General features: G+C 72.3%; 22 protein-coding genes. 7 read left to right on the top strand and 15 right to left on the bottom strand.

Going from position 1 to position 24,906, the window contains the following annotated elements; translation table 11 throughout:
* The 3 genes from ACFZCP_RS39560 to ACFZCP_RS39550 all read right to left on the bottom strand — a co-directional run.
* A partial coding sequence (locus ACFZCP_RS39560) for a carboxyl transferase domain-containing protein (RefSeq protein ID WP_391439381.1) occupies positions 1 to 212 on the bottom strand: 212 nt, incomplete at its 3' end.
* Positions 213 to 366: 154 nt separating this feature from the next.
* Entirely contained in the window at positions 367 to 2,682 is a 2,316-nt protein-coding gene (locus ACFZCP_RS39555; protein WP_391439411.1) for a polysaccharide lyase family 8 super-sandwich domain-containing protein, read from the bottom strand.
* A 22-nt stretch (positions 2,683 to 2,704) separates the two neighbouring features.
* Positions 2,705 to 3,202, bottom strand: a complete 498-nt coding sequence (locus ACFZCP_RS39550) for a hypothetical protein (RefSeq protein WP_391439406.1) — start codon at positions 3,200 to 3,202, stop codon at positions 2,705 to 2,707.
* A gap of 294 nt (positions 3,203 to 3,496) precedes the next feature.
* Between ACFZCP_RS39550 and ACFZCP_RS39545 the strand changes: the two genes are divergently transcribed.
* From ACFZCP_RS39545 to ACFZCP_RS39535, 3 genes are all read left to right on the top strand, one after another.
* The gene (locus ACFZCP_RS39545; protein ID WP_391439376.1) at positions 3,497 to 4,102 is read left to right on the top strand and encodes a YceI family protein; all 606 of its coding nucleotides are present in this window, start codon (positions 3,497 to 3,499) and stop codon (positions 4,100 to 4,102) included.
* 111 nt (positions 4,103 to 4,213) lie between these two features.
* Positions 4,214 to 4,336, top strand: a complete 123-nt coding sequence (locus ACFZCP_RS39540; RefSeq protein WP_391439372.1) for a hypothetical protein — start codon at positions 4,214 to 4,216, stop codon at positions 4,334 to 4,336.
* A gap of 24 nt (positions 4,337 to 4,360) precedes the next feature.
* Positions 4,361 to 4,597: a hypothetical protein gene (locus ACFZCP_RS39535; protein WP_362700496.1), complete on the top strand. Its 237-nt coding sequence runs from the start codon at positions 4,361 to 4,363 to the stop codon at positions 4,595 to 4,597.
* On the opposite strand, the gene ACFZCP_RS39530 is transcribed toward ACFZCP_RS39535, so the two are convergent.
* Entirely contained in the window at positions 4,552 to 5,607 is a 1,056-nt protein-coding gene (locus ACFZCP_RS39530) for an FUSC family protein (RefSeq protein WP_391439366.1), read from the bottom strand. The two genes, ACFZCP_RS39535 and ACFZCP_RS39530, sit on opposite strands and share 46 nt — an antisense overlap.
* A gap of 61 nt (positions 5,608 to 5,668) precedes the next feature.
* Between ACFZCP_RS39530 and ACFZCP_RS39525 the strand changes: the two genes are divergently transcribed.
* Positions 5,669 to 6,109, top strand: a complete 441-nt coding sequence (locus ACFZCP_RS39525; protein ID WP_391439361.1) for a MarR family transcriptional regulator — start codon at positions 5,669 to 5,671, stop codon at positions 6,107 to 6,109.
* A gap of 123 nt (positions 6,110 to 6,232) precedes the next feature.
* Here the strand turns inward: ACFZCP_RS39525 and ACFZCP_RS39520 are convergent, their stop codons facing one another.
* Both ACFZCP_RS39520 and ACFZCP_RS39515 read right to left on the bottom strand, forming a co-directional pair.
* A complete protein-coding gene (locus tag ACFZCP_RS39520) occupies positions 6,233 to 7,588 on the bottom strand; it encodes a hypothetical protein (protein WP_391439356.1) in 1,356 nt (451 codons plus the stop codon).
* 204 nt (positions 7,589 to 7,792) lie between these two features.
* Entirely contained in the window at positions 7,793 to 10,804 is a 3,012-nt protein-coding gene (locus tag ACFZCP_RS39515; protein ID WP_391439353.1) for a carbohydrate binding domain-containing protein, read from the bottom strand.
* A 231-nt stretch (positions 10,805 to 11,035) separates the two neighbouring features.
* Here ACFZCP_RS39515 and ACFZCP_RS39510 point away from each other — a divergent pair, with 231 nt between their 5' ends.
* The gene (locus tag ACFZCP_RS39510) at positions 11,036 to 11,677 is read left to right on the top strand and encodes a GPP34 family phosphoprotein (protein ID WP_391439349.1); all 642 of its coding nucleotides are present in this window, start codon (positions 11,036 to 11,038) and stop codon (positions 11,675 to 11,677) included.
* 96 nt (positions 11,678 to 11,773) lie between these two features.
* Here ACFZCP_RS39510 and cimA read toward each other — a convergent pair whose 3' ends face one another.
* The 5 genes from cimA to ureA form a co-directional block, all read right to left on the bottom strand.
* Positions 11,774 to 13,384 carry a citramalate synthase gene (gene cimA, locus ACFZCP_RS39505; protein ID WP_391439343.1) on the bottom strand — a complete coding sequence of 537 codons (1,611 nt, stop codon included), beginning with the start codon at positions 13,382 to 13,384 and terminating at the stop codon, positions 11,774 to 11,776.
* Positions 13,385 to 13,684: 300 nt separating this feature from the next.
* Positions 13,685 to 14,296 (bottom strand): TetR/AcrR family transcriptional regulator, encoded by a 612-nt coding sequence (locus tag ACFZCP_RS39500; protein ID WP_362700482.1) that lies wholly within the window; start codon positions 14,294 to 14,296, stop codon positions 13,685 to 13,687.
* Between the two features lie 16 nt (positions 14,297 to 14,312).
* Positions 14,313 to 15,353: an agmatine deiminase family protein gene (locus ACFZCP_RS39495; protein WP_391439332.1), complete on the bottom strand. Its 1,041-nt coding sequence runs from the start codon at positions 15,351 to 15,353 to the stop codon at positions 14,313 to 14,315.
* 11 nt (positions 15,354 to 15,364) lie between these two features.
* On the bottom strand, positions 15,365 to 17,089 hold the full coding sequence (locus ACFZCP_RS39490; protein ID WP_391439328.1) for an urease subunit alpha: 1,725 nt from the start codon (positions 17,087 to 17,089) through the stop codon (positions 15,365 to 15,367).
* Positions 17,086 to 17,781, bottom strand: a complete 696-nt coding sequence (ureA, locus tag ACFZCP_RS39485) for an urease subunit gamma (protein ID WP_362700476.1) — start codon at positions 17,779 to 17,781, stop codon at positions 17,086 to 17,088. Before ureA ends, ACFZCP_RS39490 begins: the two co-directional genes overlap by 4 nt.
* A gap of 145 nt (positions 17,782 to 17,926) precedes the next feature.
* Here ureA and ACFZCP_RS39480 point away from each other — a divergent pair, with 145 nt between their 5' ends.
* Complete coding sequence (locus ACFZCP_RS39480) at positions 17,927 to 19,375, top strand: cytosine permease (protein WP_391439322.1); 1,449 nt, start codon at positions 17,927 to 17,929, stop codon at positions 19,373 to 19,375.
* Between the two features lie 122 nt (positions 19,376 to 19,497).
* Here the strand turns inward: ACFZCP_RS39480 and ACFZCP_RS39475 are convergent, their stop codons facing one another.
* A complete protein-coding gene (locus tag ACFZCP_RS39475) occupies positions 19,498 to 20,586 on the bottom strand; it encodes a branched-chain amino acid aminotransferase (protein WP_362700472.1) in 1,089 nt (362 codons plus the stop codon).
* Positions 20,587 to 20,912: 326 nt separating this feature from the next.
* Positions 20,913 to 21,956 carry a 3-isopropylmalate dehydrogenase gene (locus ACFZCP_RS39470; RefSeq protein ID WP_362700470.1) on the bottom strand — a complete coding sequence of 348 codons (1,044 nt, stop codon included), beginning with the start codon at positions 21,954 to 21,956 and terminating at the stop codon, positions 20,913 to 20,915.
* A gap of 143 nt (positions 21,957 to 22,099) precedes the next feature.
* Here ACFZCP_RS39470 and ACFZCP_RS39465 point away from each other — a divergent pair, with 143 nt between their 5' ends.
* Positions 22,100 to 23,653, top strand: a complete 1,554-nt coding sequence (locus ACFZCP_RS39465; protein ID WP_391439314.1) for a fibronectin type III domain-containing protein — start codon at positions 22,100 to 22,102, stop codon at positions 23,651 to 23,653.
* 176 nt (positions 23,654 to 23,829) lie between these two features.
* Here the strand turns inward: ACFZCP_RS39465 and ACFZCP_RS39460 are convergent, their stop codons facing one another.
* Together ACFZCP_RS39460 and ACFZCP_RS39455 are read right to left on the bottom strand one after the other, a co-directional pair.
* The gene (locus ACFZCP_RS39460) at positions 23,830 to 23,961 is read right to left on the bottom strand and encodes a hypothetical protein (protein WP_359061336.1); all 132 of its coding nucleotides are present in this window, start codon (positions 23,959 to 23,961) and stop codon (positions 23,830 to 23,832) included.
* 396 nt (positions 23,962 to 24,357) lie between these two features.
* Entirely contained in the window at positions 24,358 to 24,897 is a 540-nt protein-coding gene (locus ACFZCP_RS39455; protein ID WP_391439307.1) for a GNAT family N-acetyltransferase, read from the bottom strand.
* Between the last annotated feature and the right edge of the window lie 9 nt (positions 24,898 to 24,906).

Here is a 24,906-nt window from a genome sequence, read left to right as displayed (position 1 = left end):
AGCTGCTCGACCTCCTGGAAGGACCCCGGGTCCAGGAGCAGCTCGATGCGCTCCCGCGCCGTCAGCTTGCCCTTGGCGTGCTGCGCCTCGGTCGCCTTCTCGCTGGGGCCCGCCACGGCCTGCGCACGGATCTCGTGCAGCTCGGCGACCCGCCCGCGCGCGTCCGTCGGCTCGCCGGTCGGCTCACCCGTCGTCTCTTCCAAAACGGTCATGTAGTGACCTTACGAAGGACGCCAAGGAAAGCGAGCCGTCGACTCCGTACAGTCTCCAGCCCGTTTTCCTGGTACCACCGAACAGAACCAAAACCGCATGCAGCCGTTCCGACTGCTCAGAGGCCGCAGGTGTTGTAGGAGGGCCACAAAGACGTCACCGGAGAGTCACCTCACATTCGTGGGTGGCACATGCCATCCCTGGAGTGACACGGAGCCTCAGACGGCCCCCCGTGGAGAGGACCTCGACGGTGTCGTCGGCGCGGACGACGGAGCGCACCGGACGGTCCCAGACGACCTCCAGCGGCGCGCCCGTGCGGGGCGGCTCGCTCATGCACAGGGTAGCGGTCCCCGCCCGGCGCCTGACAAGCACACTCGCGGGCGCGGAGACCGCCAGGTCACCGGCTTCCTGCGCCTCCCAGAAGTTGGCGGCGGTCAGTCCGCTCGCGGGTACGGCCACGGCCTGGCGGCGGGCGTCGTTGGCGAGGACGCGCAGCCAGTGGCGGTCGGCGGACCGGGCGGCGACCTCGGCACGGGAGGCGCCGGGCAGCAGGACGTAGACGTAGGCGGCGTCGGCCGGATCGGTGCCGTGGTCGAGCCAGAGGGTCTGCCAGCGGCGGGTGCGCCGCTCGGTGGTGCTGGTGGTGTTGATGTCGGACCACGCGCCGCTGCGGTCCTCGCGCAGCGTGCGCAGGGCGCCGCCACAGGGCAGGAGCCAGCCGCCGTGGCCCTCCAGGTGGGCCCAGCCGGGGCCGCGGACGAAGGCCTGGGTGCCTTTCTCCCCCAGGTTGCGGTTGTCGACGACGGTCTCGACCGGGACGCCGTCGGCGCAGCCGATCCCGGCGCCGAGGCAGACGACCGCGTCGGTGAGGAAGAACCAGGACTTGCGCGCCTGAAGCGTCGAGCCGAGTCCCTTCAGGTGCTGGCCCACGGCCGCGTACGTGCCGTCGGTCGTGCCGCCGACCCAGCGGACGTCCGGCCGGGGGGCGCCCCACTCGCCGCCCGCCCGGTCGGCGAGCCGCTTGGTGGACACGGTGGTGCCCGGGAGCCGGTACCAGTCGACCGTCGGCCAGAACCAGTCCGTGTACTGGTCGCTCGTCCCCTCGGGCCACCAGGAGAGCATTCCGGAGCCGGTGTGCCAGCCGCGCGGGTTCTCGCCGTTGCCGCACTCGTAGTGCGCGATGCGCTCGTCGGCCATCGAGAGGGCGGCGGTGAAGCGGGGGCCGCGGTGCACGGCCCGCTCCATGGCCGGGAAGAGGTGGGTACCGGCGGGTTCCGCGGCGGCTGGCACGGGTGCGGAGGCGACCGTGTGCAGGCGGGCGAGGTCGGCCACCCCGAACTGGCCGGCCGTCAGGACCGGGGTCACGGTGTCCCGTTCGATCCAGCCCTTGATCCTGCCGTACCAGCGTTCCCGTTCCGCCGCGCTCGCGGCGCCCGCGAGCAGGGCGACGGCTGCGATCAGGGCCTGTCCGTGGTAGTGGTCGCTGCGCATGAGGTGCAGGTCGTCGGCGAGCAGGTAACCCCGGCTGACGGCACGGCCGTTGACGCAGTCCATCACCAGTCCGTCGTGGATCAGCGGCGCGAAGGCGCGCTCGACGCTGTCCAGGACGTTCTGCCGGGCCGGGTCGGTGACCGCCCAGTCGGAGCCGGCCAGCAGGGTGAGGAGCCGGCCGAGGCCGTCGAGCAGGACCTGGCCGTACGTCCCCGAGTAGGCGACCCAGGTGTGCTGGACGAAGGAGCCGTCGGCGTGGAGCCCGTCGCCCCGGGTGACGTACGGGAAGACCGGCGAGAGGGCGTCCCGGGCCAGCGCGATGCGCTCGCCGGCCCGGCCGAGGATGCCGCGCAGGACGACGGAGCGGCACAGGTCGACGCGGTTGGCGCCGGTGGAGGTGCCGGAGTAGTCGGTGAGCATCGCGTCCGGGATGAAGTGGTCGACGGCCGCGCAGGCCGCGGCGATGCGGGCCTCGCCGAGGTGGTCGTGGAGCGCGGCCGTGATGTCCATGAGGAGCCGGGGGCTGCCGATCTGCCACTCCCACCAGTTGCCGTAGCGGGTGGTGGCGGGGTTGTAGACGGTGGCGGAGAGGTGGTCGAGGCCGCGCAGGACGGCGGCGAGGAGGGTGCCGTCGCCGGTGACGCCGGTGCCGGGCTGGGTGTGGGCCTGGGCCATGGTCCACAGGCGGTCGTAGCTGAAGGTGATGCCGGAGGGCGGGTCGAAGGGGTGGCCGGGCCAGAGGGAGTCCGGGGACGGGGCCATGGTGGCCCGGAACTCCCGGGCCCGTTCCCCGAGTCCGGCGAGCCGGGAGGCGTACGGCTCGGCACTCGCGTCGTAGCCGGTGCCGAGCGCGAGGCCGAGCCAGCGGCTGCGGAGGGTGTCGTAGGGGTCGGCCGGGGCCGTACGGGCCCTGGGGACGGGGGCCGCCGCGAGGGCGGTGGCCAGCAGGAGTGTGCGCCGGGTCGGTCCGTTCGGGCCCATGTCGCCGGTCACCGCCCTCCGTTCAGCAGCCGCCGCAGTTGTAGTACAGGGCGTCCCAGTGGTTGCCCTCGTCGGCGTAGACGTTGCCGGATCCGGACTGCCACTGCGGGTAGCCGTCGCCGCGCAGGCCGATGTAGGTGAAGTTGTTCTTGATGTACGACGTGAGGCAGGTGTTCTTGCCGTAGTCGAGCTTGTAGCCGTTCCAGTGGGAGTAGGTGCCGGAGGCGTGGCCGGTCTCGGTGCCGCCGGTGATGTTGAGGGCGCAGCCACTGGCCCGTCTGAGCGTCTGGGCGCCCTGCGCGGTGGCGAGGTTGAGCTGCTCGAAGGACGTGCAGGTGGAGTTGTTCCGGTCGGTGCAGTTGCCGGACGACGACCAGGTGATGCCCACGCTGCGGAACATCTGGGCGGCGGTCGCCTGGCTGATCTTGGTGACGGCGAAGGCGTCGGTGGCGGTGCCCACGACGGCGACGCCGGGGGCGACGACGAGGGCGAGTGCGGTGAGGGCGGAGCGGACCTTCATGGCCTTCATGGCCTTCATGGCCTTCATGGCCTTCATGGGGACCCTTCCTGCGGTCGGCCGTGCTTCCTGTCGGGGCGGCTGTGCAGGTGGCGCACGCAGATGGTGCCCGAGGTCCGCCCATGTCCACCAGAAGGCGCATACGGTGACTCCCGGTTACCGTGAAAACACGATGCCGATGATGTTGAAACTTGAACTGAATGGGTCTACTGTCGATTCCGTCAGATTCGTTGAACGTTAAACAGGTAACGTCGCGGTCGGCACCAGCCGGCCGCACCCGTCCCCAAGGAGTACGTCATGGGCATCTTCAGTCGTAAGGAAAGCAACTCCGCCGCCTCCGCGCCCGCCGCCGTCAGCCCCGAACTGGCCGCGCTGACCGGTGACTACACGATCGACCCGGCCCACACCACGATCGGTTTCGTGGCCCGTCACGCGATGGTCACCAACGTCAAGGGCAACTTCCACGACTTCACCGGGGCGCTGCACCTGGACGGCACGGACCCGGCCAAGTCCACCGCCACCATCGATGTGCAGATGGCCAGCGTCGAGACCGGCAACGCCGACCGTGACGGCCACCTGAAGTCCTCGGACTTCTTCAAGACCGACGAGTTCCCGGTCATGACCTTCCGCTCCACCGGGGTGGAGGCCCAGGGCGGCGACGAGTACCGCGTCACCGGCGACCTCTCCATCCTGGGTGTGACCAAGCCGCTCACCATCGACCTGGAGTTCAACGGCTCCGCGAAGGACCCCTTCGGCAACGAGCGCGTCGGCTTCGAGGGCAAGGCCGACATCCTGCGCTCCGAGTGGGGCCTGACCTGGAACGCGGCGCTGGAGACCGGCGGCTTCCTGGTCTCCGACAAGATCAAGCTGGTCTTCGACATCTCGGCGATCAAGAACGCGTGAGCCACCGGCGGTCCGCCGGCACCGCCACGCCCGGGCCCCCGGTGACCCGCCCCTTCGCTCCCCCGCGAAAAGGGCGGGCGGGCGCTCGCGTGTGCGTGCCAGGATGACCCGATGAGATCGCCCTCGGAACACTCCGAACGGTACGAGTCGTACGAACAGACCGACTGGGTCCACCTCACCTCGTACGCGAACCTGCCGGGCTGCCCCCGCCCCGTGTGCGTCCTGCTCGGTTGACTGCGGGAACGCGGCATCGACTGGATGCCGTTCGAGGGGCACGAGATACGGATCGACCTGATGTGCGGCAGGGACGCGGAGGGGCGACCGCACGGCACGTTCGGGCTGAACGTGGACGCCCGGGCGCTGCGGCGCCTCGGACTGCATCCCGGCCAGCCGTCCTCGGTCGTCGACGGTCCCTCCCCGCCCGCCTGGTGGCATGCCGCCGGTGAGCGTTACGCCACCCGCTCGGTGGTACGCCGGCGCCACGACGGCCGCTGAACCGGCAGCAGGTACCAGGACGCCCCGACCGACAGGAGCGCGCCCACGGCGATCCCGCCGAGACGGGTGGGCAGCAGGCCTTCCGCGTCCTGGCCGAACCAGCCGAGGAGCAGGGACAGGGCGGTCGTCATGCCGGCCGCCCAGTAGGCGTAGTCGAGCGGGCGTAGCCACAGGGCCACGGCCAGCACGGCGAACATCACCGCCACCGCCGTACGGCCGCTGAGGCCGGCGGCTGCCACGCCCGTGGCCAGGAGGGTGCCGGCGCAGGCGCCGAGGAGACGCTCGACCCCCTTGCGCAGGACGTCGGTCCGGCCGCGGTTGCCGCTCACCACGACATACGCCGTCAGGACCGGCCAGGGCCAGTGCTCGCCGTAGAGCAGCCGGCCGAGGGCGAAGGACGCGGCCACCCCCACCGCCATCTGGACGGCCATGCGGGTGCTGGGGCGCGGGCGCAGCCGGGAGACGCGCCGGGGCCCTGCCGGTTCGGCTTCGGCGGGCCAGGGGCCGTAGGTGTCGGCCAGCGTCTGGACCAGGCAGACGCAGGACCAGGCCAGGACGCCGATCAGGGCCGACCAGGCCCAGTTCACGAGTGCGTGCTGGGCGCCGGGCGGCAGGGCGGGGCCCGGCACGACCAGCAGCGCCACGAGCGGAAGCGTGATCAGGGTGCCCGCCCTGGTCGCGGCGGGGCCGTAACGGCGGATCCAGACGGCCAGGGAGAGACCGGCGGTGAAGACGGCCGCGCCGAGCCAGTAATGGGCGGCGATCAGGCGGCCGACCAGGGCGCAGAGTGCGGCCACGGCCGGCAGCAGGGCGAGTGCGGTCAGACGGCCGCGCCGGTCGGCCGTCCGCTGCGTCCTCGCCAGTGTCACGGTCAGGACGACCGCGAGAACCACCGAGTCCGTGTGCAGCCCGGCCGCGCCCTCCAGCCACAGGGCGATCGACCAGGCGAGCAGGACGGCTGTCATGGTGACGGCAGATTCGTACGCGTTGCGTATCAGTCTGTCGGACACAGGCCCAGAGTAGGGCGCACAGCAGTGTCAAAGAAGTACGCGTTGCGTATCATCCTCTGGTGTGGATCACCTTTCCGAAGCCGCGCGTCTGCGGCGCGGCGCCGTCCGGCTGAACCGGCGTCTGAGGCAGGAGCGCGGGGACGGGAGCCTCAGCCCCAATCAGCTCGCCGTCCTCGGCCATCTGCGTCGGCACGGGTCGGCGGCACCCGGCGATATCGCGGCCGAGGAGCGGCAGCGGCCGCAGTCGCTCACCCGGGTCTTCGCGGAGCTGGAGGCGGAGGGGCTGATCGCGCGGGAGGCGGGCACGGCGGACCGGCGCCGGTCCGTGCTCACCCTCACCGAGCCGGGGCGACGGGCGCTGGAGCGGGACATGGCCGAGCGGGACGCCTGGCTGGCCGAGGCGCTGGGCACGCTCGGCGAGACGGAGCGGGGGGTCCTGGCGCTGGCGGCGACGCTGATGGAACGGCTGGCCTCGACGGACGCACCGGTCCGGCACGACTGAGGCGCCATCGCTCGGTACGGCACGGCTGATGCCCCGCCGGCTGGTACGGCACGGCTGGCGTTGCGTCGCCCGCTCCGGCACGGCTGAGGCGCGGGCTGGTGCTCCGTCGCCCGGTGCGGGGTGTCAGAAGCCGCCGCCGAAGTCGCCTCCGCCGTCCCCGCCGCCGTCGAAGCCGCCGCCGTCACCGAACCCGCCGCCGAAGTCCCCGGAGTCGAAGTCGGCGCCCGACACGTCGCCGCCCTGATAGCCGCCGCTGCCGAAGTCTCCGTAGCCGGTGCCGTAGTCGGCCCCGTACGACGGGGTGGCCATCACGCCGCCGAGCAGGGTGCCGACGAGCAGGCCGGGCAGGAGACCGCCGCCGAAGTAGCCGCCGGCCCAGGGGCCGTAGGCGGGGCCCGCGTCCCAGTAGGGGCGACGCCCGTGGTCGGTGTCGACCTCGCGGATCACCGGGTCGCGGCCGTCGGCCAGGCGGGTGGCGTCCGCCGCGCAGACCGGGACCCGGCGCGCGGCGCCGCCCGGCGGGGCCCAGTCGGCATCGGTGGCCGAGGGGCCGTGGCGCGGGTCGAAGAAGCAGGGCGGACGGCGCTCGGGGAGGGGGCGGTGCTCGCGGCGGGCGGCGAGCTGGGCGAGGGAGAAGCGGCCGTCCTCCAGAGCCTCGGTGACCGCGCGGACGTCCTCCGGCCTGCGGGCGTCGGCCATGTACTGCTTCGCCTTCTCGTAGGCGTCCAGTGCCCGCTCGTAGTCCGCGCGCATGCCGTCGTCGGCGCCCGCCTCGGCCGGGTGGAAGTCCAGCCGGTCCAGTTCCTCGCCGAAGGCGGTGATGTCCTCGTCCACGACCACCCGCAGCCGGTCCAGGGCCGCCCGCTGCTCCTCGGCGCGCCGACGGCGGCCGCGGCGGACCAGTGCGTAGGCGCCGGCGGCCCCGGCCACCACGACCGCGCCGACGGCGATCAGGGCCGCGCCGGACACCCCGCCGCCCGAGCCGGGGGCACCCCAGGTCGAGGGGGCATGGCCGCCCATGTTGGCCAGGGCGCGGTCGGAGAAGTCGGTGAGCTGGGTCCTGGCCTTCTCGCCCTGGACGCTGGTGACGAGGTTCTGCACGGCGGCGCGCGGGACGACCGAGGAATCGGCGCGGGCGTCGAAGCGGTCGCCGAGACGGATGGCGTACAGGCCGGTGATTCCGGTGGCCGTGCGCAGGCCGGAGAAGAGGTTCCGGGTGGGGTAGCCGGCGGGCAGGACCGCGATGAACAGGGGCTTGTTCGCGTCCTTGATCCGCTTCGCGAGGGCGTCCGCGTCGGCGGCGGACAGCTGGGCGGAGGCCGCCGGATCGACGTAGACCGGGCTCTTGCGCAGGGCCTCGGCGATCGTGGAGACGCTGGTGGCCGCCGTCGCGCCGGGCGTCAGCACCGTCACGATCACCAGGGTCAGGGCGGCCAGCAGCAGTGCCGGGAGGCTTCGGGTCCGCAGGACGGCCTTCATCCTTCGACGCTACCCGAAGCCTCCTGAAATGGAGCATTCATCCCAGCCGGGCGACCTCGCCCGGCATCCGTGTGGGGCAGTCCCGCCGGCCGTCCCTGACAGGGCCCCTCGGCGGGGACACCGTGTCGGGGCCCTCTCGGGGATCCCTCCCAGGGACCCCTCCCGAAGGGACCCCCCTCGGGGATCTCTCCGGGAGGGGCTGGGCTATGCGGCCCGGTACGCCTCCGTCAGCTTCCGCACCGCCTCTGCGTACCTGCCGGTCAGCAGCAGGTGGTCGGCGTCCGCGAACGGCCCCGCGACCGCCTCCGTGATCCGCTGCCCGGCCTTCTGCTGGACGATCAGCCGCGCCCGGTCGACCGCCTCCCGTCCGGTCCGGTCGGCGCCCGCCCGCTCGGCCGCCGCTGCCGACGCCGCGAGCGCACGCAGGGTCGCCGCGCCGCCCTGCGGGACGTGGGTGAGGGTGGTCAGGCCCCAGCCGTAGGGGAACTGGGGGTCGTAGGACGCGTCACCGACGTTGATCGGCAGCTGGGCCTCGGACCTGGGCCAGGTGACGGGGAGTTGTCCGGTGAAGGGCCGGGTGCCGTAGAGGACGTCGGCGACACCCTCGCCCTCGGTGCCGGGCAGCCAGGACGCCACGAGCGCGTCGATCCCGTCGAGCCGGTCCCCGATCAGCTGGGGGCGCCCGGAGACGACCAGCACGACGCACTTCATGGCCGCGCAGACCTTGTCCACGGCGGCCCGGTCGGCGGCGGACAGCTGGAGCGAGTGACCGTTGCCGACGTCACCGACGCCCTCGGCGTACGGGGTCTCGCCGACGACGACCACACCGGCGTCGTAGCCGCCGGTCGGTGCCGAGGCGTCCTTGGACCAGGTGACGTTCCCGCCCGCCTCGCGCATGCCCTGGAGGATGGTCGTGCCCCGGGTGATGTTCCCGGAGGAGCCCTGCCAGGTGAGGGTCCAGCCGCCGGTCTGGTTGCCGATGTCGTCGGCGTTGGACCCGGCGACGTACACCTTCTCGCTCTTCTTCAGGGGCAGCAGTCCGCCGCTGTTCTTCAGCAGCACCTGGGACTCGGCGGCTGCCTGCCGGGCCACGGCCCGGTGCGCCGGGGAGCCGATGCGCGCGGCCCCGCTGGTGTCGGCGTAGGGGTGCTCGAACAGGCCCAGCCGGAACTTCTGGGTGAGGATGCGGGAGACGGCGTCGTCGATCCGCCGCTCGCTGATCCGCCCGGCGCGCACCTCGTCGGCGAGCGTCGCGCCGAAGTCCTTGTAGGTGTACGGCACCATCATCATGTCGACGCCCGCGTTCACCGCCGTGCGGACGTGGGACGCGTAGTCGCCGGGGAGCTGGTCGATGGCGTTCCAGTCGCTGATGACGAAACCGTCGAAGCCCATCCGGCCCTTGAGGACGCCGTTGATCATGTCCGCCCGGGCGTGCATCTTCACCGGGCCCTGCCCGTCGCCGAGCACGTCCAGGGAGGAGTAGGACGGCATGACCGTGCCGATGCCCCGGTCGACGGCGGTCCGGAACGGCGCCAGGTGGACGGCCTCCAGCTGCTGCCGGGTGGCCTTGGTGACGCCCTGGTCGATCGTGTACGTCCCGGTGGTCGAGGAGCCGTACGCGGTGCCGCCGTCGCCGACGAAGTGCTTGGCGGTGGCCAGGACCTTGTCGTCGCGGCCGAGGTCCTTGCCGTTCGCGCGGCCCTGGAGGCCCTGGATGATCGTCTCCATGGACTGCACGAGGGCCGGGTCCTCGCCGAAGGACTCGTAGGAGCGGCCCCAGCGCTCGTCGCGGCTCACGCACAGACAGGGCGCGAAGTCCCAGGGGATGCCGGTGGCCCGTACCTCGGCGGCCGTCACGGCGCCGGTCCGCTCGGCGAGTGCGGGGTCGCGGGTGGCGCCGATGCCGATGTTGTGCGGCATGATCGTGGCGCCGGCCAGGTTGTTGTGGCCGTGGACCGCGTCGACGCCGTAGATCAGCGGGATCTGGAAGCGGGTCGCGCGGGCGCGCAGCTGGAAGCCGTCGATCATCTTCGCCCATGCCTCGGGGGTGTTGGGCGTGGGGGTCGAGCCGCCGCCGGAGAGGATCGAACCGAGTGCGTAACCGGCGACGTCCCCCTGGTTCGTCAGGGCTCCCCGCTCGGCCTGGGTCATCTGGCCGGCCTTCTCCGCGAGTGACATGCGGGACAGCAGGTCGGCGACGCGCTTTCGGACGGGCAACCCGGTGTCCAGGTACGGCAGTCCGTGCGCGTCGACGACGACCTGCGGGTTCTCGGCGGGGGCCTTGGCGCCGGTCACCGTGAGCTTCAGCGGAATCGTCCGGGCGGGTGCGGCGCCGGTGCCCTTCGCGGTCGGCACCTCGATCGTCCGTGTGGTGCCGGACGCCGTGCCGGCCGGGAAGGTGAGGGTGCCCGACACCGGCGTGTAGTCCTTGCCCGGGGTCGCGGTGCCGCCGGCGGTCTCGTACGTGACCGTCACCGGCTCCTCGATCGGGGCGGAACCGGTGGTGGCGACGGCGACCTCGACCGTGGCCGTGTCGCCCGCCCGGACCGTGTGGACGGCGGAGTCGGTGGTGACGGAGGCGCGCAGCGACTGGTCGGCCCTGCCGTACAGCTCGACGTCGTCCATCGCGAAGTCGCCCTTGGTGCCGGCCGGGAGGGTGACGGCGTACCCCCACATCTGCGTGAGGCCGAGGACGTGGTCGATGCCGCCGACGGGCTGGTAGTCGGTGCGGTAGACGAAGTCGGTGAAGGGGATCTCGATCTGCTTCCAGCCGGTGAAGTCGTCGGCGAAGGAGGTCGTCCACAGCTCGGAGGCCTCGCCGTTCGCGCCGCCGTCCTTGATCTCGAAGGCGATCTTCCTGGCGGTGTCCCGGCCGTCCCACCAGAAGCGGATGCCCCGGTGGGCGGACCAGTCGTGGGCGGGCTCGGTGGCGGCGAAGTCGTGGGTGAAGCCGCCGTAGCCGCTGATGTCGTAGCTGCCGGTGAGGACCTTGGTGCCCTCCGGTGCGTCGGAGCGGGCGGTCAGGTGCAGGGTCGGCGGGTCGTCGGAGTCGCTCCCCCAGGTGAAGATGCCCTCGGCGGGCTGGGAGGCGAAGGGGACCTCGCCCTCGAATCGGTCGACGGGAGAGGGTGCGGGGTCGTCCGCGGCGCGCGAGACGGCCGGGGACAGCAGTGCGGCGAACAGGACGGCGGAGACGAGCAGGGCGGTTCTTGGCATGGACCTTCCCTCGACTCTCTGGCTCACTCGGGCTCCCACGGTTCACTCATGACTTAGATCACGCCGTGAGTTAACTAAGGGCTCGCAGACCCGTCAAGACGTTCCGTCAGGAAGGGCCACGCCCCCATGAGGAGAACCCCCGCGCGCGTGCCCCAGTGGGTGGGGGACGATGAAGGAGTACGGCGCCCCGCCGGACGCCTCACGCCCGACGATTGCGACCTGGAGTGCGAGATGACCACAGCGCGGGACCTGTTGATCGTCGCCCTGGACGTGCCGTCCGCCCGGGACGTGGGCCAGGGCGACCTCTCGCTCGCCCTCGCCGGGGCGGAGGTGCTCGACCTCCTCGAAGTCCAGGCCCTCACTCTCCGGGAAGACAGCCTCGTCCCCTCCGCCGAGCGCGTCACCGATGACCGCCTGCTGGACGAGGCTCAGACCCGGCTCGTGAGGCAGGAACCGTACGAGACCGTCGAGGACTGGCTGTGGCGCCGCGGGCGCGGGCTGGCCTCCGCCTATGCCGACGCCCTGGAGAAGGAGGGGGAGAGCGGCGGGAAGCGCCGGCACCGGCTGCCCTGGCGCAGCGAGCGCACCGCACCCGCCGACTCGCCGGCCCGGCGCCACGCCACCGACCGCTGGAACGCGCACGAGCCCGTCCTCGTGGGCCTCGCGGCGGCCCTCGGCATCCAGGACGCGCCGCCGGCCGAGCGCACGGACTCCGAAGCCGCCGAGCGCGGGGACTCCGACACCACGGTCGACCCGGACGCCCTGGAGGCGGTCCTGGCCGCCGTCGGCGACGCCCTCACGGAACTGGAGGCCGTGCGGCAGCGGCGGCGCATCGAGGAGGACGCGTTCGACAACGTCTGGCGCGCCCCCTGAGGCGGATCGGGCGGGCGCGGCCCCTGGGGCGGACACCGGGGCGGACACTCTGGCACGGTCCCCGAGTCGGACACTCCGGCGTGCACCCGGGGCCGATCACTCGGCCGGTTCGACCCCGGCGCGCAGCAGGCCGTAGGTGCAGGCGTCCTCCAGGGCCTGCCAGGAGGCGGCGATGACGTTGTCCGCGACACCGACCGTGGCCCACTCGCCCGTGCCGTCGGAGGTGGAGATCAGGACGCGGGTGGTGGAGGACGTGCCGTGCTTGCCCTCCAGGATGCGGACCTTGTAGTCCACCAGCTCCAGCTTGGCCAGCTGGGGGTAGATCTTCTCCAGGGCCACGCGCAGCGCCCGGTCCAGGGCGTGGACCGGGCCGTTGCCCTCGGCCGTGGCCACGATCCGCTCGCTCTTGGCCCACAGCTTGACCGTGGCCTCGTTGGCGTGGCTGCCGTCGGGGCGGTCCTCGACGATCGCCCGCCAGGACTCGACCTCGAAGTACTTCAGCGGCCTGCCCTCGACCTCGGCGCGCAGGAGCAGCTCGAAGGAGGCGTCCGCGGCCTCGTACGTGTAGCCCTTGAGCTCCCGTTCCTTGACCCGCTCGACGACGCGGCCCACCAGCTCGCGGTCGCCGCCCAGGTCGATGCCGAGCTCCTTGCCCTTCAGCTCGATGGAGGCGCGGCCCGCCATGTCGGAGACCAGCATGCGCATGGTGTTGCCGACCAGCTCGGGGTCGATGTGCTGGTAGAGGTCCGGGTCGACCTTGATCGCGGAGGCGTGCAGGCCCGCCTTGTGCGCGAAGGCGGAGACTCCGACGTACGGCTGGTGCGTGGAGGGGGTGAGGTTCACGACCTCGGCGATCGCGTGCGAGATGCGCGTCGTCTCGCGCAGGTGGCCCTCCGGCAGCACCTTCTTGCCGTACTTCAGCTCCAGGGCGGCGACGACCGGGAAGAGGTTGGCGTTGCCGACGCGCTCGCCGTAGCCGTTCGCCGTGCACTGCACATGGGTCGCGCCCGCGTCGACCGCGGCCAGCGTGTTGGCAACCGCGCAGCCGGTGTCGTCCTGGGCGTGGATGCCGAGCCGGGCACCGGTGTCGGCGAGGACCGTGGAGACGACCGCCTGGACCTGGGCGGGGAGCATGCCGCCGTTGGTGTCGCACAGGATCACGACGTCGGCGCCGGCCTCGGCGGCGGTACGGACGACGGACTTGGCGTACTCGGGGTTGGCGCGGTAGCCGTCGAAGAAGTGCTCGCAGTCCACGAACACCCGGCGGCCCTGCTCACACAGGTAGGAGACGGTGTCCCGGACCATCTCCAGGTTCTCCTCCAGCGTGGTGCGCAGCGCCAGCTCCACATGCCGGTCGTGCGCCTTGGCGACCAGCGTGATCACCGGGGCGCCCGACGCCAGCAGCGCGTTGACCTGCGGGTCCTCGGCGGCCTTGGCGCCTGCGCGGCGGGTGGCGCCGAAGGCGACCAGCTGGGCGTACCGGAAGTCGATCTCCTGCTGGGCGCGGGCGAAGAACTCGGTGTCCCGCGGGTTCGCGCCGGGCCAGCCGCCCTCGATGAAGCCCACGCCGAAGTCGTCCAGGTGCCGTGCGATGGCGAGCTTGTCCGCGACGGTGAGGTTGATGCCCTCGCGCTGCGCGCCGTCGCGCAGCGTGGTGTCGAAGACGTGGAACGAGTCGTCGAGCTCGCTGGTTGCCGTCTCGGTCATGGTCTCAAGGCTCCTGAATGTGAATCTTCGGTCTTACCGGGATGACCGGCTCCACCGTCCCCCCAATACTCCCTCGCGCTCCGTGTCCCGGCTGGTGGTGGGCCGGAAAACGAAAAAACCCCTCGCGGGTGCGAGAGGTCTGCGCGCGGGTCGAGGACGACGATGGCCACCCGTACCTGGTCGTACGTGTGGTCACTGCGGACCGGCGCGCCTGCTGCCCATAATCATGGCGAACGAGAGCACGACGGCAGTCTGGCACAGCACAGCCCCCGGCTCACCGACCGTCTCAGGATGCGGGCGTCAGGCGTCCGGCGCGAGGAGTGTCTCGCCGAGGAACTCCCGCACATGGGTGATCACTTGGTCCCGCCCCGTGCCGCGCAGGCCGATGGCGACATGGATGGAGAAGCCGTCGAGCAGGGCGCGCAGCCGGGAGGCGTAGCGGTCGGCGTCGACGGGGCGGAACTCGCCGCGCGAGACGCCCTCGGCGAGCAGCGCGACCAGGTCGCGGTGCCAGGCGCCCTCGATGGCGGCCTGCCGCTCGCGGGCGTCGTCGTCGGCGTTCTGCGAGCGGTTCCAGACCTCCAGCCACAGCGTCCAGTGCGGGTCGCGGTGGCCGTCGGGGACGTACAGGTCGACGTACGCCTCCAGGCGCTCGCGGGCGGAGCCCGGGCGGGTGAGCAGGCGGCTGCGCTCGGCGCCGAGCCTGCCCTCGCTCCACTCCAGGGTCTGCAGCAGCAGTTCGTCCTTGGAGCGGAAGTAGTAGAGCAGATGGCCGCTGCTCATGCCGACCTCGCGGCCCAGCCCCGCCATGGTGAGCTTCTCCAGACCGCGCTCGGCGATCATGTCCATGGCGGTGACGAGAACCTCCTCGCGCGGCGGCGCGTTCCTCCGGGCACGGGCCGCACCGGCCATCTGCTGCTCCTGTGTGTCAGACCTTCGGCTGCTGCTGGGTGATGCAGTGGATGCCACCACCACCGGAGAAGATCGTACGGGCGTCCACCAGGGTCACCGTCCGCTCCGGGAAGAGACGGCGGAAGATCCCGGCGGCGATCTCGTCACGCGGGTCGTCGAAGCCGCACAGCACGACGCCGCCGTTGCACAGGTAGTGGTTGATGTAGGAGTAGTCGGCCCAGTGGCCGTCGGCCTCCAGGGCGGTCGGGGCGGGCACCTCGACGACCTCCAGGCTGCGGCCGTGGGCGTCGGTCGCCGACCTCAGGATGCCGATGACCTCCTGGGTGACCTCGTGGTCGGGGTGGGCCGGGTCCGGCTGGTGGTGGGCGACGACCACGCCGGGGCGGGCGAAGGCGGCGACGATGTCGACGTGGCCGAGGGTGCCGAAGCCGTAGGGGGGGTAGTCGCCGGTCAGGCCGCGCGGCAGCCAGATCGCCTTGCGGGTGCCGAGGTGGGCGTGGATCTCCGCCTCGACCTCCTCGCGCGACCAGCCCGGGTTGCGCTCGGGGCCGAGCTGCACGGTCTCGGTCAGCAGCACCGTGCCCTCGCCGTCGACATGGATCGCGCCGCCCTCGTTGACCAGCTTCGAGGCGTACGTCCTCGCGCCCGCGAGGTCACCGACGTACGAGGCGATCTTCGCGTCGTGCTCCCAGCGGGCCCAGTCCTGGGCGCCCCAGCCGTTGAACGTCCAGTCCACGGCGGCCAGTGCGCCCCGGCCGTCGGTGAGGAAGGTGGGGCCCATGTCCCGCATCCAGGCGTCGTCGAGGTCGCGCTCGACGGTCTCGACGCCCGGGCCGAGCAGCGTCCGGGCGTGCGCCGACTGGCCGGGGCCGCACACGACCGTCACGGGTTCGAAGCGGAGGACGGCGCGCGCCACGGACGCCCAGGCCATGCGGGACAGGCGGAGGTCGTCCGGGTCGTCGAAGGTGGGGTTGGGGCCCGGCCACGCCATCCAGGTGCGCTCGTGCGGGGTCCACTCGGCGGGCATGCGGAAGCCGTCGGCTGCGGGGGTGGTCATGTCCGGGGTCCTTAGAGGAAGTAGAGGCGGTTGAGGGAGACGGAGTCGGCGGGCGCGGAGCTGAGCGCGTCGCCGTCGAGGGTGACGAGGCCGGTGCGCCGGTCGACGTCGACCGCGCCGACGCGGTCGTTCAGCCGCAGGTCGGCCGGGCCGATGCCGCGGGTGCCGCGCACGGCGACCCGGCGGCGGCGGGTGGGCATCGTGTCGTTGCCCTGGTCCACTGCCGCCTGGGCGACGAAGGCGACGGAGATGTCGGCGGGGGTGGCGCCGTAGGAGCCGAACTGCGGTCCGAGGACGAGGGGTTCGCAGGTGTCGGTGGCCGCGTTGGGGTCGCCGGTCACGCCGTAGGCGGGGAAGCCGGACTTGAGGACGAGCTGGGGCTTGGCGCCGAAGTACTCGGGGCGCCAGAGCACGATGTCGGCGAGCTTGCCCGTCTCGATCGAGCCGACCTCGTGGGCGAGGCCGTGGGCGATGGCGGGGTTGACGGTCAGCTTGGCGATGTAGCGCAGCACGCGCGCGTTGTCGTCACCGGCGCCGTCGCCGTCCATCGGGCCCAGCTCGGCCTTCATCTTGCCGGCCATGGCGAAGGTGCGGCGGACCGTCTCGCCCGCGCGGCCCATGCCCTGGGCGTCGGAGGAGGTGATGCCGATCGCGCCCAGGTCGTGCAGCACGTCCTCGGCGCCCATCGTGCCGGCCCGGATGCGGTCACGGGCCATGGCCGCGTCGCCGGGCAGGTCGGTCTTCAGGTCGTGGACGGAGACGATCATGCCGTAGTGCTCGGCGACCGCGTCCCGGCCGAAGGGCAGGGTGGGGTTGGTGGAGGAACCGATGACGTTCGCGACACCGGCCATCTTCAGCACGTTGGGCACGTGCCCGCCGCCGCAGCCCTCGATGTGGAAGGCGTGGATGGTCCGGCCCTCCAGGACGCGCAGGGTGTCCTCGACCGAGAGGCACTCGTTCAGCCCGTCGCTGTGCAGGGCGACCTGGACGTCGTGCTCCTCTGCCACCCGCAGGGCGGTGTCCAGGGCGCGGGTGTGGGCGCCCATGTCCTCGTGCACCTTGAACCCCGAGGCACCGCCCTCGGCCAGGGCCTCGACCAGCGGAGCCTCGTGCGAGGACGAACCCCGGCCCAGGAAGCCGATGTTCACCGGCCAGGCGTCGAAGGCGTTGAAGGCGTGCCGCAGCGCCCAGGGCGAGTTGACACCCACACCCCACACCGGGCCGAACTCCTGCCCGATGACCGTGGTCACGCCGGAGGCGAGGGAGGCCTCCATGATGCGCGGCGAGAGCAGGTGGACGTGGGTGTCGACGGCGCCGGCGGTGGCGATCAGGCCCTCGCCGGAGACGATGGAGGTCCCGGTGCCGACGACGACGTCGACGCCGTCGAGGGTGTCGGGGTTTCCGGCGCGGCCGATGGCGTGGATGCGGCCTTCCCGGATGCCGATGGACACCTTGCGGATGCCCTGCACCGCGTCGATCACGACGACGTTGCTGATGACCACGTCGCAGGTCTCACGGACGGCGGCGGCCTTCAGGTGCAGCCCGTCCCGGGCGGTCTTGCCGAACCCGGCCAGGAACTCGTCGCCCGGCTTCTGGGAGTCCGACTCCACCCGGATCACCAGGCCGGAGTCGCCGAGACGGATGCGGTCCCCGGCGCGGGGGCCGTGCGTGGCCGCGTAGGCGTGCGGGTCGATGTGGATGGACTCGTCGATCTCGCGTCCCTTGGAGCGGCTCATCGTTCGCCTCCTTCCGGTGTCACTCCCAGATATCCGCAGGCAGCGGCCCTGCGCAGCGCCTCCTGCTTCGCTCCGGGCGCGTCCAGCGGCCCGTCGACCAGCCCGGCGAAGCCGATCGCGACGCGCTCACCGCCGATCGGGACCAGCCCGACCTCGGCGCTCTCCCCCGGCCCGAACCGGACCGAGGACCCGGCGGGTACGGCGAGCCGCATGCCGTAGGCCCGCTCCCGTACGAAGTCCAGGCGCGGGTTGGCCTCGAAGAAGTGGAAGTGGGAGGTGACCGAGACCGGCACGGTCGCGGTGTTGGCGACCGTGAGCCGGACGGCCGGCTCGGGGTCGGCGTGCGCCGGGCCCGGCAGCAGCGCGCCCGGGGCCTGCTCGCCGAGGCCGCCTCCGATGGGGTCGGAGACCACCGCGAGCCGGGAGCCGTCCTCGAAGACGGCCTCCACCATCACCTCGGTGACGACGTCGGCGACGCCCGGCAGAACGTCCTCGGGACCGAGGACCGACCGGGCCGCCTCGATGGCCTCCGCGAGCCGCCTGCCGTCCCGCGCCGCCTCGCAGACGGTGTCCGCGATCAGCGCGGTGGCCTCCGGCACGTTGAGCCTGAGGCCGCGCGCCCGGCGGGCCCGGGCCAGTTCGGCGGCTCCGAAGAGCAGCAGCCGGTCACGTTCCGTGGGGGTGAGTCTCACGACGCGGCACCTCCTTGTCTTCCACACTTTAGAGCATCACTCTAAACGCAGAATTCATGAAACAGAAGCATTGACCTGGGAACCGCGTTCACGCCACATTGAACGTCGCTCTAAACACGAAGGCGGCCGTCGAAGGAGACCAGCCATGCCGATAGAACAGCGCGGAGTCGACACCATCCCGGACGCGGAACGGACCAGCGGCCCGCGGGACCTGGTCTCGATCCTGCTCGGGTCCAACCTCTGCCTCGGAGTGATCATCTTCGGCTGGCTGCCGCCGTCCTTCGGGCTCGGCTGGTGGGCGTCGGTGACCGCGATCGTGGCGGGCACGGTGATCGGCACGCTGTTCACGGCCCCGCTGGCCCTGGTCTCCCTGCGCACCGCGACGAACCTCTCCACCTCCTCCGGCGCCCACTTCGGCGTGCGCGGCAGGCTGGTCGGCTCGGTCGTCGGCCTGCTCCTCGCCCTCGGCTACACCGCGCTGACCGTGTGGATCGGCGGCGACGTGATGCTGAGCGTCCTCGGCCGGCTCTTCGGGCTGCCCGCGGACGGGACGGCGTACGCCCTCGTCTACGCGCTGCTCGCCGCGGCGACCGTCGCGGGCGCGGTCTACGGCTACCGGGTGCTGCTCGCGATGTCCCGGGTGCTGGCGATCGGCATGACCGCCCTGCTGGTCCTCGGGATCTTCGCCTACGCCCCGCACTTCACGACCGCGGCACTGCCGGGAGCGGGCGGCTATCTGCTGGGCTCCTTCTGGCCGACCTGGTTCCTCGCGGCCGTCGCCGCGGGCCTGTCCGGTCCCATCGCCTTCATCACCCTGCTCGGCGACTACACCCGCTACATCTCCCCGGCCCGTCATACGAGCCGCCGTGTCCTGCACTCCACGTGGCTGGGCCTGGTCCTGGGCCTGCTGGTGCCCCAGCTGTTCGGCACCTTCACCGCGTACGCGGCCCACGCGGCCACCGACTACGCGGGCCCCCTGGTGTCCGCCTCCCCCACCTGGTACCTGGTCCCGCTGCTGCTGTCCGCCTCCGCCGGCTCGGTCGGCAACGCGGGCCTGATGCTGTACTCGATGGGCCTGGACCTGGACGCGATCCTGCCCCGCGCCTCCCGCGCCCGGGCCACCTGCACCGTCGCCGTCGTCGCCACCGCCTGTGTCTTCGTCGGCCACTACGCCTGGAACGCCCAGTCCGCGATGACGTCGTTCGTGCTGCTGCTCACCGCCATCGGCACCCCGTGGGCGGTCATCACCCTCATCGGCTTCGCCCGCTGTCGCGGGGTGTACGACGCCGACGCCCTCCAGGTCTTCAACCGCCGCTCGCGGGGCGGGGTCTACTGGTACCGGGCCGGCTGGAACGTGCGGGCCACCCTCTCCTGGGCCGTCGGCGCGGCGGTCGGGCTGCTGGCGGTCTCCCTGCCGTCGTACCAGGGCCCGCTGCTGCAGCTCACCGGCGGGGTGGACTGCAGCTTCCTGCTGTCGGGCGCGGCCGGCGGGCTGGTGTACCTGCTGCTGACGCCGGCCCGGGAACGCACAGGGGCCGCCGTGGAACTCGGGGAGGAGTCCACAGCGGCCCTGAGCACGTCCGGGAAGAGCTGAGCGGCGGCGCCCCGCAGGGGCGCGCGGCCGTCGTCGATGTGCGGCCCCGCCGCGCGGGCGCGACCGGCCGCAACGGCCCCGCAGACGCCCGGCGCCCCCTCGCCGCACGTTCGGCCGTGCGGTCAGCCGATCTTGCGCATCCAGCCGTGCTTGTCCTCGGCCGTGCCGCGCTGGATGTCGAGGAGGGCCTGGCGCAGGCGCAGGGTGACCTCGCCGGGCTCCGAGCCCGACTGCTTCCACTCGGCGCTCGCGCGCTTGACGGTGCCGACCGGGGTGATCACGGCCGCGGTGCCGCAGGCGAAGACCTCGGTCAGGCTGCCGTTCTCGGAGTCGCGCTGCCACTGCTCGACGGAGACGCGGCCCTCCTCGGACTCGTAGCCGAGGTCGCGGGCGACGGCCAGCAGGGAGTCACGGGTGACGCCCTCCAGGATGGAGCCGGTCAGCGTGGGCGTGACGATCTTGTTCCCGTACACGAAGTACAGGTTCATGCCGCCGAGCTCCTCCACCCACTGGTGCTCGACCGCGTCGAGGTAGCAGACCTGGTCGCAGCCCTTGGCGGCCGCCTCGGCCTGGGCGAGCAGCGAGGCCGCGTAGTTGCCGCCGGTCTTCGCGTCGCCCATGCCGCCGGGGACGGCACGGACGCGGTCCTCGGAGACCCAGATCGACACCGGCTTCACCCCGCCCGGGAAGTAGGCGCCGGCCGGCGAGGCGATGACGATGAAGAGGTACTCGTTGGCGGGCTTGACGCCGAGACCGACCTCGGTGGCGATCATGAACGGGCGCAGGTAGAGGGACTCCTCGCCGCCGTGCGCGGGCACCCAGTCCTTGTCCTGCTGGACCAGGGCGTCGCAGGCCTCGACGAACGTCTCGACGGGCAGCTCCGGCATGGCCAGACGGCGCGCGGAGCGCTGGAAGCGCTTGGCGTTCTGGTCGGGACGGAAGGTGGCGACCGAGCCGTCCGGCTGCCGGTAGGCCTTCAGGCCCTCGAAGATCTCCTGGGCGTAGTGGAGGACGTTGGTGGCCGGGTCGAGGGGGATCGGCGCGTACGGAACGAGCTGGCCGTCGTGCCAGCCGCGGCCCTCGGTCCACTTGATCGTCACCATGTGGTCGGTGAAGTGGCGGCCGAATCCGGGGCTGGCCAGGATCGCCTCACGCTCCGCGGCGGCGAGCGGATGGGCGGAGGGCTTGAGCTCGATCGTGGGCGTCGTCATGAGTGGGCGTCCTTCACTTCCTGATATAGAGCGGGGCAGCTCCGGTCTTCCGGCCGGGGTCCGGGGGTGATCCCCGGAAGATGCAGCACCGGTGGTGGTGTCGGGCCGCGCTCACTCCCGCACCGGCTCTCCGGGTGGTGCTAGGACGTCCGAGCTTTCCCTCATACCGCGGCTCCGCGTTCGATTATCGCGCGGGGCTGCGGGCGGAAGGAATCGGGGTGAATGCGGCCCAGGGTTGATGGTGGCACCCGGCGACCGCATAGGAAAAGCCGCCGGGTGCGGATGCGACCCGGCGGCTTCGAAACGATGTCGAGTGACGCGGCAGGTCAGCCGGCTACTCGTACGGCGAGCGCGTCGCCGATCCGGGAGGTGCTGCGGGCCGGCTCGCCGACGCGTTCCGTGAGGTCGGCGGCGACGGCCGCGTCGATCCGGTCGGCCTCGGCGTCGTAGCCGAGGTGGCGCAGCAGCAGGGCGACGGACAGGACCGTGGCGGTCGGGTCGGCCTTGCCCTGGCCCGCGATGTCCGGGGCCGAGCCGTGCACCGGCTCGAACATGGAGGGGAACTCGCGGCTCGGGTTGATGTTGCCGGAGGCGGCCACGCCGATGCCGCCGGAGACGGCGGCGGCGAGGTCGGTGATGATGTCGCCGAAGAGGTTGTCGGTGACGATCACGTCGAACCGCTCGGGCTGGGTGACCAGGTAGATGGTGGCCGCGTCGACGTGGATGTAGTCGGTCTCGACCTCGGGGTACTCGGCGCCGACCTTGGTGAAGACGTTCGTCCACAGGTGACCGGCGAAGGTCAGCACGTTGTTCTTGTGGACCAGCGTGAGCTTCTTGCGCGGGCGGGCCTGGGCACGCTCGAAGGCGTCGCGGACCACGCGCTCCACGCCGAAGGCCGTGTTGACGGAGACCTCGGTGGCGACCTCGTGCTCGGTGCCCTTGCGGATGGTGCCGCCGTTGCCCGTGTAGGGGCCCTCGGTGCCCTCGCGGACGACGACGAAGTCGATCTCCGGCTGGCCGGCCAGCGGGGTCGCGACACCGGGGAGCAGCTTGGAGGGACGCAGGTTGACGTGGTGGTCGAAGGCGAAGCGGAGCTTGAGCAGGAAGCCGCGCTCCAGGACGCCGGAGGGAACGCTCGGGTCCCCGATCGCGCCGAGCAGGATGGCGTCGTGCTGCTTGAGGGCGCCGAGATCGGCGTCGGTGAGGGTCTCACCGGTGGCGTGGTAGCGCTTGGCGCCGAAGTCGTACTCCTTGGTCTCCAGCTTCACATCCTGCGGCAGGACGGCGGAGAGGACCTTGAGACCCTCGGCCACGACCTCCTGGCCGATGCCGTCACCGGGGATCACTGCGAGATTGATGCTGCGAGACATGTCGGCACCCTACTCCTCGTCCCAGGGGATGACATGTCATGTCCGCCATACGGACACCCGGACGGGTTGCCGGCGTCATCCCGTCGGCTGTCGTTCACCCAGGCGTGGCACGGGTGTTGGCCCTCGGTGCAAGGGTCCCCGCCATGGAGACACCCGACGTCGGCATCCCGCGCCCGCTCGCGGAGCGGATGAGCATGGCCGAGCAGTACGAGTACCTGCGCACCCGGACGGTCCGGCGCCGCACCCTGGTGACGGCGGGCGCGGTCGCGGGCGGCCTGCTCACCGGCTGCTCCGGCGGCTCGGGCGCGGCGGGACACCCGGCGCCGGAGGCCTCGCGGGTGCCCGGCTCGGTGGTCCGCCCCTTCGGCCGCCATCTGGCCTTCGGCGCCGACCCGAAGACACAGATGCGCGTCTCCTGGCAGGTGCCGTTCACGGTCCGGCGGCCGTACGTGCGTGTCGGGCTGCGACCCGACGACCTCGGCCGGCGGGTCGACGCCGAGGTGCGCCCTCTGCACACGCCCGGGGTGCAGGGGGTGCGGCCCGCGGTCGAGCAGTACTACGTGCACGCGGCCTTGGACGGTCTCGCTCCCGGCACGACGTACTACTACGGCGTCGGCCACGACGGCTGGGACCCGGCCGCCCCCGCCCACCGCGCCGCCCTCGCCTCCTTCCGCACGGCACCCGCGAGGGCGGAGCGCTTCGTCTTCACGGCCTTCGGCGACCAGGGCGTGGGCCGGGCCGCGAACGCCAACGACCACCTCATGCAGCGCCAGAACCCCGCCTTCCATCTGCACGCGGGCGACATCTGCTACGCCGACGTCAACGGCGCCGGGCAGACCTCGGACGGCTACGACCCCACCTTCTGGGACCAGTTCCTGAAGCAGAACGAGCCGGTCGCCCGCTCCGTGCCCTGGATGGTGACCACCGGCAACCACGACATGGAGGCCTGGTACTCGCCGGACGGCTACGGCGGCCAGCTCGCCCGCTTCTTCCTGCCGGACAACGGCTTCGACCCGCGCGGGACACCGGGCGCCTACGCGTTCACCTACGGCAACACGGCTTTCGTGGCCCTGGACGCCAACGACGTGTCGTACGAGATCCCCGCCAACCTCGGGCACAGCGGCGGCCGGCAGACCAAGTGGCTGGACGCGACGCTGGGCGAGCTGCGCGCGGCCGAGGGCGTGGACTTCGTGGTCGTCTTCTTCCACCACTGCGCGTACTCCACCTCGCAGCACGCCTCGGACGGCGGGGTGCGGGCCGAGTGGCTGCCGCTGTTCGCCCGGCACCGGGTGGACCTGGTGATCAACGGGCACAACCACGTCTACGAGCGCACGGACGCGATCAGGGACGGGGAGGTCGGCCGGTCGGTGCCGGTCGGCGGCTCCACGGACCCCGCGCGGGACGGGATCGTGTACGTGACCGCGGGCGGCGGCGGCCGGGACCTGTACTCCTTCCCCTCGGGCGTCAAGGACAGCTACGAGGGGCACGTCACCCGGCACGACGCGGTGGAGACCTTCCACTGGGCCAAGGGCAAGGAGCGCGCGCCGGAGACGGCTCAGTGGTCGCGGGTGCGCTACACCGGCTTCTCGCTCCTGTCCGTCGAGGCGCGGCCGGGCCCGTCCCCGCGGCTCACGGTGTCGGCGCTCGCCGGGGACGGGCGGCGGATCGATCACTTCGAGGTGCGGCGCGGGAGGTGAAGCCGCGCCGCACCCCGCGGGGTCTCCCCCACTCGGGCGAGACCGTGAGTGGGGAAGGGTGCGGCTCCCGGATCAGTGACGGCGGCCCGGTGACCGACCCGGCGAGGGCCCGGTGACCGACCCAGCGGCGGCCCGGTGACCGGTCAGTGGTGACCCGGTGACCGGTCAGTGGTGGCTCAGTGGCCGGTCTCGCCGCCGTTGTCGCGGCGGTCGAGGGCGCGCTGGAGTGCGGCGGCGGCGTTCTTGCGGTCGGACTCGCTCGTGCGGGACACGTGGCGGACTCGGCGGCGGATGGTCGTCTCGGCCATGGTGAATCGACTCCTTCGGCGCAACGGAGTGCGGATGAGGGGTTACGAGACGCCGGGGGCGGGGGGCGGGCCGCAGGGGTTGCCTGCACGGGGCCCGGCTCACGACCGCCATTCGCTTGATCGAGCGAGACGTTCGGCTCCTACAAAAGTAAGGGAGCCGGCCGCGCCTGTCTGCACAATTACTCGGACTTCCTACTATCTGAGACGGCGGCCTGCGTCACACCCCGCTGACCTGCTCTTTCTCTGTCCGGCGGCGGAGTCGACGCCACTCCTCCAGGAGCGTTTGAACGGCGGAGGCCGCGACCGCGCCGGGCGCGGCGCGCGGCGGGAGCGGGGCCGGGTGGTGCGTGCCGGCAGCACGGTGGGCGGTCCCGATCCGGAGGGCAGGACGTGCCGTCAGGCGACATCCCCGTCACGCCAGTCGAGGACCAGGGCGTGAGCCGGGTCCAGGGGTGCGGCGAGGGCGGGCCTGACGTACAGGTCCCCTTCCTCCTCGGGCAGCCGCACGATCCCGTCCGGCGAGAGGGCGCACACCTGTCCGCCCCACCGCTGCCAGCCGCGGGCCGTGTACAGCAGGGCGCCGTCCTCGCTCGCGGAGAGCGCGCCGAGGTCGTAGGCCCGGTCGACGATGCCCTCCAGGGCCGCCATCACCCGGCCGCCGAGCCCGGTCCGGCGCACGTCGGCCCGTACCGCTACGGCCTCCACGTATCCGGTGCGCAGCCAGCGCCCCCGGTGCCGTATCCGGCGCATCACGACCGAGCCGTGCGCGGCGAGACCGGCGCCGTCGTGGACGAGGGCGTGCATGCCGCCGAGGCCGTGCTCCCAGTCCTGCTCGCCGAAGTCCCCCTCGAACGCCTCGTCCAGGAGGGCGCGGGCGGCGCGGAGGTCGGCGGGGCCAAGGCCGGCGGTGTGGGCCATGTGCAGGCGAGGGGTCATGGGGTCAGG

The sequence above is a fragment of the Streptomyces sp. NPDC007971 genome (assembly GCF_042958635.1).
Classification (GTDB): Bacteria; Actinomycetota; Actinomycetes; order Streptomycetales; family Streptomycetaceae; genus Streptomyces.
Note: the sequence above shows the minus strand (reverse complement) of the source record. Positions and strands in the feature narration are given on the sequence as shown.

Bases quoted from the DNA above. Each gene is read 5' to 3' on its own strand.
- ACFZCP_RS39555 (WP_391439411.1), bottom strand. From the start codon at position 2,682: ATGGGCCCGAACGGACCGACCCGGCGCACACTCCTGCTGGCCACCGCC.
- ACFZCP_RS39550 (WP_391439406.1), bottom strand. From the start codon at position 3,202: ATGAAGGTCCGCTCCGCCCTCACCGCACTCGCCCTCGTCGTCGCCCCC.
- ACFZCP_RS39545 (WP_391439376.1), top strand. From the start codon at position 3,497: ATGGGCATCTTCAGTCGTAAGGAAAGCAACTCCGCCGCCTCCGCGCCC.
- ACFZCP_RS39540 (WP_391439372.1), top strand. From the start codon at position 4,214: ATGAGATCGCCCTCGGAACACTCCGAACGGTACGAGTCGTACGAACAG.
- ACFZCP_RS39535 (WP_362700496.1), top strand. From the start codon at position 4,361: ATGCCGTTCGAGGGGCACGAGATACGGATCGACCTGATGTGCGGCAGG.
- ACFZCP_RS39520 (WP_391439356.1), bottom strand. From the start codon at position 7,588: ATGAAGGCCGTCCTGCGGACCCGAAGCCTCCCGGCACTGCTGCTGGCC.
- ACFZCP_RS39515 (WP_391439353.1), bottom strand. From the start codon at position 10,804: ATGCCAAGAACCGCCCTGCTCGTCTCCGCCGTCCTGTTCGCCGCACTG.
- ACFZCP_RS39510 (WP_391439349.1), top strand. From the start codon at position 11,036: ATGACCACAGCGCGGGACCTGTTGATCGTCGCCCTGGACGTGCCGTCC.
- cimA (WP_391439343.1), bottom strand. From the start codon at position 13,384: ATGACCGAGACGGCAACCAGCGAGCTCGACGACTCGTTCCACGTCTTC.
- ACFZCP_RS39500 (WP_362700482.1), bottom strand. From the start codon at position 14,296: ATGGCCGGTGCGGCCCGTGCCCGGAGGAACGCGCCGCCGCGCGAGGAG.
- ACFZCP_RS39495 (WP_391439332.1), bottom strand. From the start codon at position 15,353: ATGACCACCCCCGCAGCCGACGGCTTCCGCATGCCCGCCGAGTGGACC.
- ACFZCP_RS39490 (WP_391439328.1), bottom strand. From the start codon at position 17,089: ATGAGCCGCTCCAAGGGACGCGAGATCGACGAGTCCATCCACATCGAC.
- ACFZCP_RS39480 (WP_391439322.1), top strand. From the start codon at position 17,927: ATGCCGATAGAACAGCGCGGAGTCGACACCATCCCGGACGCGGAACGG.
- ACFZCP_RS39475 (WP_362700472.1), bottom strand. From the start codon at position 20,586: ATGACGACGCCCACGATCGAGCTCAAGCCCTCCGCCCATCCGCTCGCC.
- ACFZCP_RS39470 (WP_362700470.1), bottom strand. From the start codon at position 21,956: ATGTCTCGCAGCATCAATCTCGCAGTGATCCCCGGTGACGGCATCGGC.
- ACFZCP_RS39465 (WP_391439314.1), top strand. From the start codon at position 22,100: ATGGAGACACCCGACGTCGGCATCCCGCGCCCGCTCGCGGAGCGGATG.
- ACFZCP_RS39460 (WP_359061336.1), bottom strand. From the start codon at position 23,961: ATGGCCGAGACGACCATCCGCCGCCGAGTCCGCCACGTGTCCCGCACG.
- ACFZCP_RS39455 (WP_391439307.1), bottom strand. From the start codon at position 24,897: ATGACCCCTCGCCTGCACATGGCCCACACCGCCGGCCTTGGCCCCGCC.